This window comes from Lachnoclostridium sp. An196 (assembly GCF_002160135.1).
GTDB lineage: Bacteria > Bacillota > Clostridia > Lachnospirales > Lachnospiraceae > Hominiventricola > Hominiventricola avistercoris.
This window is the reverse complement of the sequence record NZ_NFJZ01000012.1, coordinates 1-16,246: the sequence shown is the minus strand read 5'-3', so window position 1 is coordinate 16,246 and position 16,246 is coordinate 1. Positions and strand designations below refer to the sequence as shown.

The 16,246-nt window shown below is 48.9% G+C and carries 19 protein-coding genes; all 19 read right to left on the bottom strand.

Features of this window, described 5'->3' with window-relative positions; translation table 11 throughout:
- Positions 1 to 10 precede the first annotated feature (10 nt).
- On the bottom strand, positions 11 to 1,018 hold the full coding sequence (locus tag B5F29_RS13400; RefSeq protein WP_087155128.1) for a deoxyguanosinetriphosphate triphosphohydrolase: 1,008 nt from the start codon (positions 1,016 to 1,018) through the stop codon (positions 11 to 13).
- Positions 1,019 to 1,091: 73 nt separating this feature from the next.
- Complete coding sequence (locus B5F29_RS13395) at positions 1,092 to 1,658, bottom strand: DUF5662 family protein (protein WP_087155127.1); 567 nt, start codon at positions 1,656 to 1,658, stop codon at positions 1,092 to 1,094.
- Positions 1,645 to 3,495: an alpha-amylase family glycosyl hydrolase gene (locus tag B5F29_RS13390; protein WP_087155126.1), complete on the bottom strand. Its 1,851-nt coding sequence runs from the start codon at positions 3,493 to 3,495 to the stop codon at positions 1,645 to 1,647. The genes B5F29_RS13395 and B5F29_RS13390 overlap by 14 nt, the downstream gene beginning before the upstream one ends.
- A 291-nt stretch (positions 3,496 to 3,786) precedes the next feature.
- Positions 3,787 to 4,842: an IS30 family transposase gene (locus tag B5F29_RS13380; protein WP_087155124.1), complete on the bottom strand. Its 1,056-nt coding sequence runs from the start codon at positions 4,840 to 4,842 to the stop codon at positions 3,787 to 3,789.
- A gap of 81 nt (positions 4,843 to 4,923) precedes the next feature.
- Positions 4,924 to 5,508, bottom strand: a complete 585-nt coding sequence (locus tag B5F29_RS16625) for a hypothetical protein (protein ID WP_206414217.1) — start codon at positions 5,506 to 5,508, stop codon at positions 4,924 to 4,926.
- A 126-nt stretch (positions 5,509 to 5,634) separates the two neighbouring features.
- Entirely contained in the window at positions 5,635 to 5,829 is a 195-nt protein-coding gene (locus tag B5F29_RS13370) for a helix-turn-helix domain-containing protein (protein WP_087155193.1), read from the bottom strand.
- Between the two features lie 441 nt (positions 5,830 to 6,270).
- Complete coding sequence (locus B5F29_RS13360) at positions 6,271 to 7,824, bottom strand: phage tail tip lysozyme (protein ID WP_087155122.1); 1,554 nt, start codon at positions 7,822 to 7,824, stop codon at positions 6,271 to 6,273.
- Position 7,825: 1 nt separating this feature from the next.
- Positions 7,826 to 8,011 (bottom strand): hypothetical protein, encoded by a 186-nt coding sequence (locus B5F29_RS13355; RefSeq protein ID WP_143449159.1) that lies wholly within the window; start codon positions 8,009 to 8,011, stop codon positions 7,826 to 7,828.
- A 41-nt stretch (positions 8,012 to 8,052) separates the two neighbouring features.
- Positions 8,053 to 8,295: a hypothetical protein gene (locus tag B5F29_RS13350; RefSeq protein WP_087155120.1), complete on the bottom strand. Its 243-nt coding sequence runs from the start codon at positions 8,293 to 8,295 to the stop codon at positions 8,053 to 8,055.
- Positions 8,296 to 8,312: 17 nt separating this feature from the next.
- Positions 8,313 to 8,606: a hypothetical protein gene (locus B5F29_RS13345; protein ID WP_122641579.1), complete on the bottom strand. Its 294-nt coding sequence runs from the start codon at positions 8,604 to 8,606 to the stop codon at positions 8,313 to 8,315.
- A gap of 26 nt (positions 8,607 to 8,632) precedes the next feature.
- Positions 8,633 to 8,821, bottom strand: coding sequence for a hypothetical protein (locus B5F29_RS13340; protein WP_087155118.1), 189 nt, complete (start codon positions 8,819 to 8,821; stop codon positions 8,633 to 8,635).
- A complete protein-coding gene (locus B5F29_RS13335; RefSeq protein WP_087155117.1) occupies positions 8,822 to 9,892 on the bottom strand; it encodes a reverse transcriptase/maturase family protein in 1,071 nt (356 codons plus the stop codon). It lies immediately after the preceding gene.
- A 322-nt stretch (positions 9,893 to 10,214) separates the two neighbouring features.
- Positions 10,215 to 10,571 carry a diversity-generating retroelement protein Avd gene (avd, locus tag B5F29_RS13325; RefSeq protein WP_087155115.1) on the bottom strand — a complete coding sequence of 119 codons (357 nt, stop codon included), beginning with the start codon at positions 10,569 to 10,571 and terminating at the stop codon, positions 10,215 to 10,217.
- Between the two features lie 46 nt (positions 10,572 to 10,617).
- On the bottom strand, positions 10,618 to 11,760 hold the full coding sequence (locus tag B5F29_RS13320; protein ID WP_087155114.1) for a phage major tropism determinant: 1,143 nt from the start codon (positions 11,758 to 11,760) through the stop codon (positions 10,618 to 10,620).
- The gene (locus B5F29_RS13315; protein ID WP_087155113.1) at positions 11,753 to 12,190 is read right to left on the bottom strand and encodes a hypothetical protein; all 438 of its coding nucleotides are present in this window, start codon (positions 12,188 to 12,190) and stop codon (positions 11,753 to 11,755) included. The genes B5F29_RS13320 and B5F29_RS13315 overlap by 8 nt, the downstream gene beginning before the upstream one ends.
- Positions 12,191 to 12,204: 14 nt before the next feature.
- Positions 12,205 to 13,329 carry a hypothetical protein gene (locus B5F29_RS13310; protein ID WP_087155112.1) on the bottom strand — a complete coding sequence of 375 codons (1,125 nt, stop codon included), beginning with the start codon at positions 13,327 to 13,329 and terminating at the stop codon, positions 12,205 to 12,207.
- A 5-nt stretch (positions 13,330 to 13,334) separates the two neighbouring features.
- Complete coding sequence (locus B5F29_RS13305; protein WP_087155192.1) at positions 13,335 to 14,489, bottom strand: siphovirus ReqiPepy6 Gp37-like family protein; 1,155 nt, start codon at positions 14,487 to 14,489, stop codon at positions 13,335 to 13,337.
- A gap of 2 nt (positions 14,490 to 14,491) precedes the next feature.
- Positions 14,492 to 15,379, bottom strand: coding sequence for a phage tail family protein (locus B5F29_RS13300; RefSeq protein ID WP_087155111.1), 888 nt, complete (start codon positions 15,377 to 15,379; stop codon positions 14,492 to 14,494).
- Positions 15,380 to 15,383: 4 nt separating this feature from the next.
- Positions 15,384 to 16,246, bottom strand: an 863-nt coding sequence (locus B5F29_RS16485; protein ID WP_330397623.1) for a phage tail protein, incomplete at its 5' end; no start/stop codon positions are given.

Sequence of the window (16,246 nt, the reverse complement as noted above, 5' to 3'; positions counted from 1 at the left end):
CTGATTTCTCTTAGTATCTCCAGGAAGCCGGAATAAAGAATTCCTGGAATTTGGCTATGGCGTACTGATCCGTCATACCCGATATATAATCGCACACGCTTCGTTCCTGGGTCTCCCCGGACTGCCACATGCGCTCCACATATTCGTTGGGAAGCAGTTCCGGATGATCCATATAGTAGCGGAACAGCTCCTTCACTATATGAATCGCCTTTTTTTCTTCTCCTTTTGCCTTAGGGTTGGTATACACATGCTCAAACATAAATTTACGCAATCCATGAAAAGCGAATTCTACTTCTTCCGACATCCGGATATCCGGCACGCCGCTGCTCTGCCCCACAATATCGTGAATCAGCGTATTCAGTCTTTCCCGGGTACTGTGTCCCAGAATATCTGTATATGTACGGGGCAGTTCATCCTCCCGGATAATCCCTCCCCGGATCGCGTCGTCCGCGTCATGGTTAATATAAGCGATCTTGTCTGAATAACGGACAATCTTCCCTTCCAGCGTGGATGGATGACCGGCCGTCTGATGATTGAGGATCCCGTCTCTCACTTCCCAGGTCAGATTCAGTCCTCTTCCTTCTTTTTCCAGCCGCTCCACGATCCGCACGCTCTGCCGGTTGTGGGCAAACCCTTCGCTGCAGACCTCATTCAGCGCCCGCTCGCCGGCATGTCCAAACGGCGTATGCCCCAGATCGTGTCCCAGCGCGATGGCCTCCGTCAGATCCTCGTTCAGCCGAAGCGCTCTGGCGATTGTCCTGGCATTCTGCGACACTTCCAGAGTATGGGTCAGTCTGGTCCGGTAATGATCTCCTTTGGGCGTCAGAAACACCTGTGTCTTGTGCTTCAGCCTGCGGAACGATTTACAGTGCAGGATCCGATCCCTGTCTCTTTGGTAAACCGGACGGATATCACAAGGCGGCTCGTCCATGTCTCTTCCTCTGGAATTGCAGCTCAGGGACGCATAAGGACTCAGAAATTCTTTTTCCCAGTTTTCCACGTTTTCACGAATCGTCAACTTTCATCCCTCCTCGCAAAAATTCCTTTTATTATATATCTATTCCATATAAAATGCAAAAATCCTTCTTTTTTCAAATTTTTTTAATCCGGGGATATTCTTTCTTTCCTACCATATATTTTTTCATATAGGCAAATGTATAATCTTCTCCCTTCGCGTCCAGCATACGCAGGATATATTCCAGAAGAGCCCTGGTTTCCTCATGGATCATATAGCCGTCCTTCCCTTTTTCATAATACATCAGCGGGGAATGCTGTGTATATTTCTTTCCTTCATACACTTTGGAAGCGGCAATCCGGTCCATGATCATCTCATTGACATACCGAAGCGGCATCTTCATGCCTGCCATGCCTTTCACCGGACCTGTACTGTAATCGATCCAGTATTCATAATGATGTTTATTGCGGCCTTTGTGATGCAGCCAGGCAGAAGAATACCCTTTCTGCTCCCTTTCTGCATTGTTTGGGCTGCGGTAGCCCTGATAATATTTACATCCCGGCCAGAATTCTGCCGGAGAATATTTTGACAGATCATGGGTCAGCCCCTGCCAATACATCCCCACCTGGAAACAATGCCGCGCCACCACGATCTTGTGCTCTGTGATCGTATGGAAATGTCTCCAGATATTAATCATTTTCATGTGTCTCACCTGTCAGTATCCATATAGTTCTGGGAGGAACCGCCGCCATCTTCTGGTCTTCCAGCAGTATCTTTTCCTCTTCCTTCAAAAAGGTCGATGCCCCTTCCCTGCCGGTGTCTGCCAGCAGATACCAGCTCTGACCTGCGGGGAGCGTAGGAAGCGCGATCTCATGTTCAATCATATGCATATTGTAGAGAACATACAAAGTGCGGTCTCCCGTATATTCGCCGGCATACAGGATACCCATCTGCCGGTTGTAGCTTTCAAACTCCCCGTACCAGGCCCGGGTTCCGTGATAGGACAGATCCGGCATGCCTTTTGACAGATAGTCGCTCATCACATATGGCTTTCTTCGTCCGAACGCTGCATGACGGCCGCGGAAAGCGATCGCCTCCCGGACAAATTCCTGCATCTGGCGGTCATATTTCTTTCTGCTCCACTGTATCCAGGAGATTTCGTTGTCCTGGCAGTAGGCATTATTATTGCCTCTCTGGGAATTTCCCATCTCATCTCCGCCATAGACAGCCGGAACTCCCTGGGACAGCAGCAGGATCAGGAACGCATTGCGCATCTGACGTCTTCGGAGAGACTGCAGCGCTTTTTTGGACGTAGGTCCCTCTTCACCGTAATTGCAGCTGTGATTGCAGTCTGTCCCGTCCCGGTTGTCTTCCCCGTTGTCTTCATTGTGCTTCACATCGTAAGAAACCGCGTCCGCCAGGGTAAATCCATTGTGGCAGGCTATGTAATTGATCACCGCCTGCTGCGCCGGATTTCGTCTCATACTCTCGGAGATCTGCCACAGTGTATCCTCATCTCCTTTCAGGAAGCGGCGCGCTTTGATCATAAAATCATCGTTATACTCCGCCAGCCGCCGGAATGTCGGCTGATAATCTGATTCATAGATCCTTTCCAGGGGAAAATATTCACTCATAATCTTCGTTCTGGACAGCAGAGGCTCCCATGACAGACAGATCAGCGGCGTGTCCTGCGCATTTACGTGAACGCCGTCAATATGGTACTCCGATACCCAGTGTTTTACACAGTCCCGAACCAGCGCCGGGCTGGTCATATACGGAAAATAAAATTCCAGGATCAATTCAATCCCGTTTTTATGAAGTTCTCTCACCAGCTCTTTCATCTCACGCACCGGATTCCCAGACGCGCTGTAAGACGCTTTGGGCGCAAAGAAACACGCTTTCCCATACCCCCAGTAATTCAGCATTTCCATCTTGCGCTTCTTCACCGGCATATGCTTCTTCGGCGTCTCCTCCGCCTCTGCTTCTGCAAATTCATAGACCGGCATCAGCTCCAGCTGCGTGATCCCCAGGTTCTTCAGATACGGGATCTTTTCCTTTATCCCGGCGAACGTTCCCGGATGACGTACCCGGGATGACGGATCCATCGTAAATCCCCTGGGATGCGTCATGTACAGAACACACTTTTCATAAGGCAGCTCCAGCGGCTGGTCTCCCTGCCAGGGAAACGGCGCGAAATCCGCCCTGCAGCGAACCTCATGAGGACTGTCCGGACAGTTCCCCCATACCTCCCGGCCTGCAACCGCATCCGCATAGGGATCCTGGACAACCGTTCCGTTGATCCGGTAATTGTATTCATACCGGTCCATGGGAAATTGGCGGATCTTCATGGCATACAGATCCCCGTACTGCATGTCCTCTGAAAACTCCAGTTCCGCTTCCGGCTCCTTCTCTCCTCTGGGATAAAGAAGCAGGCTGCATGCCCCGCCGTCTCTCACCGTCACCGCAAAATTGATGTCTTTTCCCTCTTTTGTCACGCCCAGCCGCTCCGGTCTTCCGGCCTCCACCTGATATTCAAACATACACGATACCTTTTCCCTTCAACAGTCTATAGTTAACCCAATTATAAGTATTATAGCATTCAGAAATGCCGATGACAACAAAATTTGATAAACTAGAATAACATTAAAAATTTCAACCTTTTTTTCGACAAAAAATCAGTTTCAGCATTTTGTATAATTTCATTCTGCTGTTTTTATATATAATGCACATCATACTAAGAAAGCGCTGTGTTTCCGTCTCTTTATTCCGGCTCGCCTTTAAAGCTGCCGTTTCCGCCAGCCTTTGCGCCTTGTATCTGCCTCCTGCTGCCATTATGCCAGTTTCTCTACCTCCTCTGTAAACCGTTCTGCCGCCGTATGGTATCCATGAATACGGCGCGGGTAATTGTTTATCCAGTCCTCAATGCTCTGCACCTCCTCCTCCGTCTTTTCGTCAAAATCCGTCCCCTTTGGTACTTTCCGGCGCACCATTTTATTTGTTACTTCGTTCGTCCCTCTCTCCCAGCTACTATACGGGTGGCAGTAATATAGCTTTGTTCTGTTGCCCTCCCCCAATACAGACTTTTCCAGCGCCTCACAATATGCAAACTCGCTGCCGTTATCTACGGTAATGGTCTTGAATACCTGTTTAAAAAGTTCTCCCCATTTCCTTTCTAACCTATCCACTGCGGCTACTACCGCCTCTGCTGTGTGGTCTGGTAGTTTAAATATTATCTCGTCCCGCGTCTTTCGCTCCGTCAGCACCAGCAGAGTATTTTTAGACTTTCCGCGCTTTCCTATGACACTATCCATTTCCCAGTGCCCAAATTCTTCCCTTTTGTCTATCTCCTCCGGGCGCTTCTCTATACTCTCTCCGGCGTTGGCTCTGGCCTGCTGTTTCTTTACTTTATGATAGCCCCGCTTTTTATTCTTCTTTACTGGCAAATCCTTATTTGTCAGCTTAAGGAAAATCCCTTTATCAATGTAACTGTAAAGCGTAGTGACGCATATTGTAGTTGAAAACTCCCCCTCTTTCCCCTGCGCTTTCAATTCTCCCAGAACGGCAGCCGGGCTGTAATCCTCGTTTACTATCTTATCCTCTATGTAATTTGCATAGGCTATATCGTTGCCTATTTTAAGCTGTGTGCCACGCACTTTTAAATTTTCCTCGCAGCGTTTCTGGGCTATATCCGGGCTATACCGTTCTTCCTCCGTCCAGTCACTATTGCGGTGTATGTATCTGCCCCTCTTAAGCTCGTTGTAAATCGTACTGCGGTGTACGTGCAGCTGCGCGGCAATTTCCCTTTTGCTATGCCCCGCTTTTAATAATGCCTCTATTTTTATCCTGTCAGCTTTTGTAAGCTGCCTGCTCCCTTTCTTATTTGCCATTCTGGTATCCCTCTCTTTGGTAAATTTTGCACGACAAAAGCCGCAGGCTCTTTTACAAGTCTGCGGCTCCCGTGGTCTTACTTACTTGCAGCATTTCCTACAAGGCGCGTATTTCTTTTTTGCTTGGCTTAATGGTATTGCTTTCGGGTTCTTCATCCCTGAACAATCAGGCTTAATATGGTACTTTTTACTGCTGCGGTCTACGTATACGACTGTTTCCCCGGCTGGCTCCTGTGCGCTGCCTCTCTGTTCGTCTACGATAATATCAAGCTCTATATTGCACCCAAACGTATGTACCTCCTCCCCAGAAATTTCTAACAATTTCGCTTCATATCTGGCGTTTGGGTATCTATTTGCTAAATCTTTAGACAATTCCGCAGACAGATAGCCTAAAACCTTATCGCCCCATTTTACATACGCAGCAGGCTCTCCATTGTATACGGTTTTTTCTATCTGTATTTCCTCGTCCCCTGTCATTCTGCTTAAAATATCCTGTCTGCTTTCTCCGTCGTCGTTGCAGTACGTAACTCCTACTACTTTTGTCCTTATTGTCTCCGCAATCCTGCTGCCGGATACCGGGCGCGTAGCCTCTCTTGCTGGCTTTCCCGTCTCCGTTTCTTTATCTGCGCTCTTTTTTCCTAAAAAAGCGCATACTGCTGCAATCACAATGCAGCCCACGCCTCCGGCTATATTCCCAGACGGCAGCGCCACAATACCGCTTACGGCAAACAGCGCCGCAACTCCATAAAGTACAATTTTTTTCTTTGCCATAATAAGCCCTCTCTTTCGCCTTTATTTCAATTCTAAAATTTCATCAGCAGAAGCGTTAAGCTCCCTGCATATCTTTGTAAATATTTCCAGTGTAGGGACGTGCGCCCCATTCTCCCATCGACTTATATCCTTTTGGTGGACTTGCAGGCGTTCCGCAAGTTCTTTTTGAGAAACGCCCGCCGCTTTTCTTGCCTTTCTGATATTCTCGCCTATCATGTTTTCCCTCTTTTCTCTCGCGCTCTGATTATAAGCGCTACGCATAGCTTTATGGCTCCCGCAGTCACCAAAAAGATACCCAACTTTAAAATCATGCTCTTTACTCGGCTTTCCGTTTGTGGTATATTTTCTATAGGCGGCGGGCTTTCGCCCGCCTTGGTGCTTATTCTAACAGCTTTCCTATTATGATAAGTACCGTTCCTACGATTAAGTCTATCAGTGCATTGACCGCTAAATCTTGCCACTTGATAGGCTTTTTCTTATGTTTCTTTTTCTTACCCAACGTGCCGTTTCTCCTTTCCAGTGCTTTGCACTTATTTGTTTTGTCCTCCTCTCTATGTTCTTTATTATATACCAACTTTGGTATATTGTCAACGTGTTTTTGCACTTTCAGACAAAAAATAAGGGCGTGCCGCCCTCTTATGAACGACACGCCCGCGCTTATGCCAGCTTAGTACAGTAATCCAGAGATACCCAGCCTGCGCCGCTTTTCAGCCTGCCCCAGCCTGCGGTACTTCCCTGTCCGGCTTTCTCCTCTACAATCGTAAATACGCCTTTCCCGGTATATTCCCCGGTCTTTGCATAGTTTGTGCCCGCTCCTGTTCTGATATTCAAATCTGAAATATCTATTTTCACAGTATAAGGCACTGCTGCCGCCGGTTTCTGCGGCTCTGGTTCTGCCTCCTCGTTTTTCTTTCCTGCATATATATTGTAAAAGTTCTGGCCGTACTCTGCCCGCTTTTTCTGGACTGCTTCGCTCTGGTCTGCTGGTTTTTCGTATCCTAAAAGCACAGCGTCAGAAGCCGCCCGCACAGACGTTGCCGCCGTCAGCTTTTCCATAACAGACTTGTACCCCTGCAATTCCTGCCATAGAAAATCAAGCTGCATATCCAGATTTCCGATAGACGTGCCCGCCGCCTTTGCATAGTCATATAAAGCCTGTTTCCGGCTGTAGTACGTCCACTGCGCCAGCCCGTAGCCTGCGCTGTCATGCGCAAAATTAGTATAGCTGCCATTATCTACCGCAGCTGTATACTCCTCGTCACTCATTCCCAGCTTTGTACTGTAGGAATTTTGCAGGTTATTTGCTGCAAGCCCGCTTTCTGCGTACAGGTTCCCCATAAGCCCGGCAGCGGCATAAGCATTTAGCCCTTTTCCAGTCAGAAACTCCCAGATTGTGCTTTCTGTGTCTCCTCCGTCTGCCGTTCCGGTTTCGGCCGTTCCCGTCTCGCTCCCTTCAATCTTTATGCAGTAATCCAGAGATACCCAGCCTGCGCCGCTTTTCAGCCTGCCCCAGCCTGCGGTGCTGCCCTGCCCGGCTTTCTCCTCTACAATCGTGAATACACCTTTCCCGGTATATCCCCCAGTCTTGGCATAATTAGTGCCTGCTCCTACTCTTATGTTAAGGTCGTCAATTTCAACCTTTACTTTATATGAGCCTGCGCCCTGCTGGTTCTGCTGCGGCTCGGTAACTTCCGCTCCGCTAATCAGCCCTCTAAACTCGTCCCATTTGTGCGCCGTGGCGTTATAGACATACGGATTAGGGCAAATCTTCCCGGTAACATCATAATGCCGGATAACATGGGACGCAGGAACGCCGTACTTATCCATTAAGTACCTCGTAAGCTCCGCTGCCGCCCTTACGGTCGCGTCCTCAAAATACCAGTCTTTATCTTCCGCCCCCAGATGTGCCGTATTTTTCTTTCTTACGCACAGCTCAATACCTATGCTGTTTGTATTCCGGCACTCCGCATGTTTGTAGCTCTTTGCTCCACAATGCCATGCTATATCTTCGTCCGGCACGCTCTGCCATATTTCCCCGGAAAATCCAACGTAGTAATGCGCAGAAGCTCCTATATACTGCCCCGCGTAATACTGGCAGTTTGCCTTTGCTCCTCCCAACGCTCCGACATAGTGGATAACAATATATTTTATCCTGCCTGTATCGTTTGCGTCTGTAAAATTGTATGGTGTAAGCAGTTTATTTATCTGCATATTATACGCTCTCCTCTCCCCAAAAGCCCATTTCGTCTGCATTATGAGAATTTCTAAACTCCCGCAGCTCCTCTGGTGTCATTTTCGCCACCTTTTCCCGCAGGCTCTTAATTTCTTCCTGCGTCATTTCCTTAGTGCTTTCGCTTTTGATTTCCGCCATGCTATTACCTCGCTTTTCTTCATTCAAAAAAGCGCCTGCGGTTTCCCGCAAGCGCCCGGTTCTTTGTCTTACTCCTCTGTGTCGTCCATTTCTACCTCTGTTTCCACCTCAACGCCGATATTGGCGCTGTCTGTCAGCCCCTCTCCGATTATGTAGGCCACCACAGAAGCCCCGGCCATAATCAGCGCCGTTACCTGTGTCGCGGTGTTTTCCGCTCCTCCCATGGCTACAATCATCATGGATACAAAGGACGCTACCGCCGTCCACAGTTTTCTACTTGTCAGCTTTCTTACCCAGTTAATACCTTTCATGTTCTTTCAATCCTTTCTTAAATATTCTGGGCTATCATATAGATAAGCCCCGTTGCCAGCGCGCCTACTACGATACCCACAACGGTATCCAGCGCCTTTTTCTTTAATTCTCTCCATGCGTCGCCCGGCTCCTCCTCTAACCGCTGGATACGCTTACTTTGCTCTTTCTGCTCTGCTAACATATCCTGCATTTGAATTACCAGCTTTTCAATAGAGGTCGTCAGCCTGTGGATTGCCTTTGTATCCTCCTCGATTAAGGCAATACGCTTGTTCTGCCTGTCGTCCTCGTCTCTAATCCGCTCCAATTCCACTACGAAAGCCTCGTTGCTACGCAAATTCAGTAAATCTCTGTTTCTATGCCACTTTCGCACAACGCTCTTGCCCTTTCTTTCAGTTCTTCTCCGTCATAGCCTGCCGTCTGCTCCCAGCTCTCGATTGTATCCACCAGTTCCACAATCAGCCTGCTTTGCTGCTGTATAATTTCCTGCTGTTCTTCCAGTACCTTAAGCAGCGCTTTCCTTGCCATTTACAAGCCGCCGCCCCCTTTCTTTTCCGCCGCTGCCGCAAGCGTTACTATTTTCTTTCGTAAATTGTAGCTGTCGGCGTGGCCTGCGTGTCCCGTCCAGCTTGCAATACTCTTTTGTAACCGCTCTTTTGTAATGTCCCCTCTTTGGTGCTTTCGGATTGTTTTCTTTATACGCTTTATGCTGTCGCGCCTTACTTTCTTGTGTGTCGCCCTATGCTTATATCCCACAAAATCTATTCCGTTCTTCGCTGATAAAATCGCTGTTTTCGGGTTAAGCTCCAGTTTCAGCCGTTCCCTTAAAAATCTCTCAATCTCTGCCAGCCATTCCCGCAGTTGGTTCTTGTCCGGGCTAAGTATTATAAAATCGTCCATATACCGGACGTAATACTTTGCTCCCAGCGTGTGCTTTATGTACTGGTCTAAGATGTTCAGATATGTATTGGCAAATAGTTGACTGGTAAGGTTTCCTACAGGTATCCCCACCCCGTCCGGCATTGTGCCGTTATGGTCTATAATCCTTTCAATAAGTGCAATCGCTCCCTCGTCTTTTATCAGGCTCCTTATTTCCGCCTTAAGCGTTTCGTGGTCGATACTTTGAAAATAATGGTGTATGTCTGCCTTAATTGCATAAAGCGGTTTATCCGGGTTATGCTTTTCCCAGCTGTAAAGCCAGCTTTTCAGCGTGGCAGAAGCCCTGTGCATACCCTTTTCTTTCCGGCAGGCGTAAGAGTGGTAAAGAAAGCGCCTACTGAAAATCGGCTCTATCACGTTGTTTATGGCGTGCTGTACCACCCTGTCATAAAACGGCAACGCCATTATCTGCCTTTCCTTTGGCTCATATACCTTAAAATATCGGTACTCTCCCGGCTCATAGGACAGTTCCAGCAGTTCCCGCCTTACACGCTCTAAATTCTCCTCTTTCTCTTTCGTAAATATCAAAACGTCCTTGCGGTATCGCTTGCACTTTCTGGCCTTATTGTAGGCAATCTGGATATTTCCGTAATCGGCCATAGCCTCTATAAGCGTTACCAGCTGGCCGTTTCGGTTCTTAACGTGTGAAATACGCTTCAATTAAAAAGCTCCTGCCTTTCGCCGCAGCTACTAACCAGCAGCCCTGCTTTTTCTCTTTGCCTTACGGCGGGACAGCCGCTCTGACTATAGGATATTAAGCATTTGCTTAATTAAAAGTCCTTGCCAGCATTTCGTAAAACACTGCGCCTGTAATGCTCTCACTAAGTCACACGCCCCGCGCGCCCCGGTGTTCGTGTTGACATTCCACGGGTAATTGTTGCAATTCACCGCACGCGCGCCGCACTGCGCGCCATTGTTCCAGTTGCCGCCCGCTATCAGCGCCGCCAGAGGGCTGTAAGTAAGCAGCTGCCCCATATTCCGGCTATCTCGTAGCCTTTACTTCGTCTATGATTTCTCCCAGCATAACGCCCAACTCGGCAAGCCGTTTGCAGCACTGGCCGTAGTGCTGGGCGTTCATAGCGCTATACTTCAAATCATTTGCCAGCCGCAGAAGCTCCTTACTCTGCTGTAATGCCGTATCCGCTGCGTATAAATGGCTTTTCGTGGCTGTTTTCTGCCACTTTATTACCTCTTGCAGCATTTCCAGTATGGCGTTTCTGGTCGCTGTCTGTAAGCTGAATTTCTCATATTTCGGATACTTGCTAAGCAGCGGATAGATATAAAGCAGAAAATCATATATTTTCTGGTGTAGCCTATCGCTTTTGTCTCTCGTCGTCATGCTTTTTTATCCTCCCACTACTTGCGGCTGGGCTTTCGCCCGCCGTCTACAGACTGTCACACGCCCCGCGCGCCCCGGTGTACGCGCTGACATCCCACGGGTAATCGTTGCAACTCACCGCACGCGCGCCGCACCGCGCGCCACTGCCCCAGCCGCCGCCCGCCATCAGCGCCGCCAGAGAATTATAGTAATACTGATAGATATTACCAACGTCGTAGTTCTTTTCTCCTGTTTTCAGCGGTGTATTGGTATCCCAGCCCCACGCCTCGTTAGGGTGGTTTTCCGTATTCTTGGCGTGTTCGGCTCTGGTAATCAAATCATTCAGCCATTCCCATACACGGCCTACAGCGTCCACGCAGCCTACAGCAGATACAGCATTAACTACGCTGCCCGTTACGTCTCTGCCGCTATTTGTCGTTGCACTCCATGCGTTTGTGTTCGCGTCGTCCAGTCCCGCAGGGCTGCCAAAAGCATAAGCGCAAAACTCCGCGTAATCCGGCAGGCGCTTACCGCTCTTTGCCAGCCGCTCCACAAAATTATACCAGTTCATGCCCTCCGTTCCTGTCATGGGCGCACAGTTGTACTCCGATTTCAGCCCCATTTCTCCGTCGTCAGAATTAAGGTAAATGTCTACCCATGTGCCGCCTCCGATATATACCATGCCCTCCGGGTTACATTTCGGGCGGTGTCCCAGCGTCCATACGCTGCGCGGCACAATGCCGTTGCTTACGGCGCTCTCCCAGCCTGTGCCAAAAATCACGCCGCTGCTGTTTGTGGGCTGTAAATTCCCGTCCACCTTACGGCAGCGCCCGTAATGAAAGCCTCCAATCTTCCTGCTGTTGCTGGCGTTCCAGCCTGTAGGATATGTGGAATTAAGAGAAATGACATACTGCTCGTCCTGCGCGTCTACCCTGCTGTCACAGATATAAACGTAGTAATCACAGCCCACGGTAAAAGCACTGCCTACGTCCAAATTCGCGGCATTTAAAACGGTATTTCCTGTTTTGAATACTCCCGCTGCCCCTACGGAAATTACGCAGTTTTCCACTAAGGTAAGCTCATTGGCTCCGCTGGCATATAAATACTGGTTCGTCGGTGTCACAATGTCGCTGATAGTCGCCATTTTGCTTACATTCAGAAGCGCCCGGCTGTCTGTTTTCGTTACGTCGTCAACCAATAATCTACTCATACTTCTTTAAAACTCCTTTCAGCGCTGCAATATCGTTTGTATCCATTCCCGCTACCTTTTCCGCGTGTTCCAGCGCAATAACGGTACTTCCTGCGGCAATTCCTTTAGACAGGGTTAAAACGGTTCTGTCGTTCATCTCCTCGCCTGCCACCTCTGCCTCCTCGCTCTTTGTGTGGGTAACTGCCGTTACTGTGCCGCTTACGTCTCCGGACACAAAAGCCATGCCCTCTGCTGCCTCGTCGCAGTAATAAATTGTTACGGCTTTCTTTGCCTCCTCTGCCTTTACAACGGCGCACTGTATGTAGCGCTGCTTTTCCAGCCCCTCAATCTTTGCCAGCAGGTCTGCTGCTTTCAGCTCTCCTGCCGCCACCATAGCAAGGCAGTTGTAATAATCATCTTTTGTCTTAAGCGTTTTTGGAAACCCTTTCATGGTATGCCCCTTTCTTAAAATGTATTTGCAAGGTAAGAATTGCCGATATAGCCAACTCCTAACACTGCCGTTTCTACTGTTCTTTCGTAATACTGGGACATCCACGCTGCGCCCATATAGCACAGCCCTAATACTGCGTCATGGTTATAGTTAATGCCCCAGCCGTTTTCTACTGCTGTAAGCCTCGCGTCCAGCCCGTCAAGCGCCTCCTGCATGGCCGCATTTCCCGTCTGTACCTGCTGCCGCAGTTCTTCTACGCTTTCTGTCAGCTCCTCAATTTCTAAAGCCAGCTGCCCGGCTGCGTCCTCTCCCAGCTTATCCTTTATGCTCTCAAACCATGTATTAAACTGGCTCTCTGCCTCGGTCTGGAAAGTCGCCATATTTGCCATAAACTGCGTATAAGCTGCTAAAAGCTCGTCGTCCCACTGGCTTAATGTACTTTCAAATTCTGTATACCGCTCCTCAAAATGGGACTTATACTGATTAAACAGGCTCTCTGTTTTGCTTACATAACTGTCGTAAATCCCGCCGATTTCCGTTAAATAAGCCTCCATGCTCTGCTTATAAACGCTAAACTCGTCAAGTACCGCTTGGCTGTATGTACTGAAAAAATCATCAAACTGCTTCGTCAGTACGCTTGCGTCGATTTCTTCCACTGTCCCCGTTACAATCCCGCACAGGGCAGAATTAAAGCGCCTGTCCGTGATATTCTGGGTTTTAATGCTGGTAACGCCTTTTCCTACGTAAATATCCGCAAGCGCCAGCTCCCATATTTCTGTATTTCTGGTTAAGCTAACTGCTGCTGGCTGTGCAGACGGTGTACCCTTTAAAACAGCTAAGTACATATCCCTTTGCGTTAAATCCCAGCGTACTATTACCCGGTCGATACGGTTTAAGGCTCCCTCTGCCGTATCAAGAGTAATGCTGGCGCTGGCCGGGTTTCGGAACGCATAGCCATTGATAAAGGCGTATCCCGCATTTACCTTTATTTCCATTCCGCTGTAGGCTATCACTTGCAGTCCGTCGCTGGGCTTTGGAAATACCCCGTTTGCTATGAACGTGGCAAAATACCACGCCCAATCCTCGGCTTTATATACCCTGTCATGCTCTATCGCATTGAATGGTAAGCAATTTGCCATTCCCCTTACCTCACTTTCCTTATTTGGTCTACCAGAGTGGGTAAGCTGTCCCCAAACGTCGCCTCGATTTCCTCCGCGCCTTTCTGGTATGTCTCTGTTACTTCTGTTATCCTTGCGTCAATCTGTATCCCCCATTTATTTTCTTTGCAGGTTATACGGTCGCCTAAATTAAAATCCTCCTTAAAACGCAGGTTTGAATTTGTGTTTATGGTACTCACAAAGTTTATGGTTTCCCCGTAGTTTTCCAGCTCCGCCGCTCCCCGCGTCTTAAGCATTTCTATGTAGGTATCAAGCGGTATCGTTACCTCTGTCTCCCCGCTCTGGTATTTCCTTGCAATATCCGTAGCCTCACAGAAAACCTCTACCAGTTCCAGCCCCTCTGCGCCCTCTCCGTCTACGGTCGTTACTGGCTGATTTCCGTTTTCATCAGCTGCCCCCTGCACATAGATAAAATTCCCGCAGTTTTCAATGCTGGCCGTATATTCCTGCTCATTGACGTTATCAAAATCACGGGAAAATATGCAGGGCGTATTTCCGTCATTATTCTTTGCTGTAAGGTCGTTTCCCTTATAGAGATAAAACCCGTATTTCTTTTCTCTTTCGTTAATCAGAATGTCATAGCCCAGTTTCCCGGCCTGTGCCCGCGCCTTTACCTCGTCGCCCAGCTTCGCGTATACCTCGTTTGCATACTCAACGCTGCTGCCTCCCATATCCGCCTGCTCCAATATGGTAAACTGCGGAAACTGGCGCTTTGCTGTCGCCGCGCTCCCGCAGTTCTTCTGTATCATGGAATTTATAAGGTTCTGGTTTGTATCTGTCTCCACAATCTGCGGGCTGATACAGCGCTTATTGAGCCACCAGCTAAGCATTTTCCCCTGTGCCTCTATCTGCTCTAAGCCGTTTTCGTCTTTTGTGATATGCACGTAGGTAATCTGTGCCGCCCGCCGCCAGATACCGCCCGCTGCGTCCGTCACTTCCTTTTTCCCGTCGTGCTTCACAATAATATTGCCCTCAATCAGCAATTTACTGTTATTGTCCGTAATGGGGGCAAGCAGGCTGAATGTTCCCACATCAAAGTATTTCATGCGCCATATCAGGCTTGCCAGCTCGTCGATTGCCCCCAGCGGCTCTATGGCCTTGTCAAATACTCTAAGCTCCATACTCATACCCCCAGATACTCCTTGTTGTAGAATATAGAGACTTCCATAGAGTTTACGCCGCTCTCCGCGTCATAACGGAAATTGTTGTCCCCTATTTCCAGCTGCATAAAGGTACTGTCAACGTCCACATAGCGGAAATAATCGGTTTTCTCCCCGTCCCGCGTCAGCGTTGCTCCCTTGCTCCCGTACTGGGTGTTTATCTCTATTACGTCGCCTGTCTGCATGGTAACATTGAGCTTTAAAAACTCTCCTGTATCCACATTCAAAAGTATAGGGTTCGTCACTGTCCCCAACGCGGTAAATCTTACCCTCATTCCTGTTGATACGTCGCCCTCGTTATAGCAGTCCACAATAACGCTTTCTGCCCGGTATCCAAAAATCATGCTTTCCGGGTTATCCTTTTCTATCTCACAGGGAAACTCCCACGCCGCTACCCAGCTCGCAATATCCTCTTTCTGTTCGTCCTCCTCCCGCCAGAACGGGTTAAGGCAGTCAAGCGGTATTGTAAACTCTATCAAAACGCTTTTGCGCTCTAATTTCGGCTCTCCATGCAGGCGGCAGTTAATGACGCGCTTAAAGCCTCCAAACTCGTAGGCCAACGTGCCGGAAAGCTCCGGGTTAAGGACTTTTAAGAGGCTCCGTCGCAGTTCGTATGCCTGCGCCTTGTCCTTGGCGTTGATATGTCCCGTTATATCAATATCCCTTGCCTCTATCCTCTGCCCTACGTAAGTATCGCCATGCTGCCCCATACTGTTTGTGCTGTAAAGCACATTCGTAACGCCCGCTATGCCGTCAACGTCCTTGCTCACGTTACAATGGTAGATACTGGCTGTGCTAAACTCTACGCTTTCGCCTCTCTCATTGGTGTAAATCAACTTTTCGTATTCCATAGGCTTACCCCACCGTCCTTGCTATCATTCGGAATTGCCGCGCAGCTTCTTTCTGCTGCTTTGCGTAGTCCGTAGTGTTGGCGTAAATGTTCTGGATAACGGTAAAGCCTCCCGCAAGCGCTCCGCTACCGTATGCCCTGCGGTTCCCTCTGGTGTCATATACAGCGTTGCTGCCTACGTTTACCTTTGTTCCAATGTCAAACTCTGTCGGTATGGCTTTTTCTATCCTCTTGGCTATGGCAGGCATTTCTTTTTCAAATCCTACGCCGATACCCTGCGCCATATATACGCCTACCTCGTCCCGGAAACGCTTCGATGGGCTTTCAATCCCCAGCGCGTCCTTTGCCGCGTCAAGCAGGCTGTTTGCAAGGTTTGATACCTTATTTTTCAGCCAGTCCCAGCCGCCACTTATTCCGTTCCAGATACCGCTTACAATGTTGCTGCCAATGTCTGCAAACGTGCTGCCGATATTGGAAAATACGCCCGTGATACCGTTAAGTACCATGTTCATACCCTCCACGGCCTTATTTTTAACCTCTGTGCCCCACTGCGCTACTTTGGAAATAGCCCCGGAAATACTGTTGTAAATCTTCTGCGGCACCTGTGTAACGATACTTACGATATTCGTAAGCATGGTGTTCATTACCTCGCGGGCTTTCGCCTGCATATTCGCGCCCCATGTGGCTACCTGCGTCACGGCTCCTACAATGCAGTTCCATATCTTCTGCGGTGTCTGCGTTACGATATTCACAATGCCCGTAATCATTGTGTTCATTACTTCGCTGGCTTTCGCCTGCATATTCGCGCCCCATGTGGCTACCTGCGTCACGGCTCCTACAATGCAGTTCCAGATTTTCTGCGGTGTCT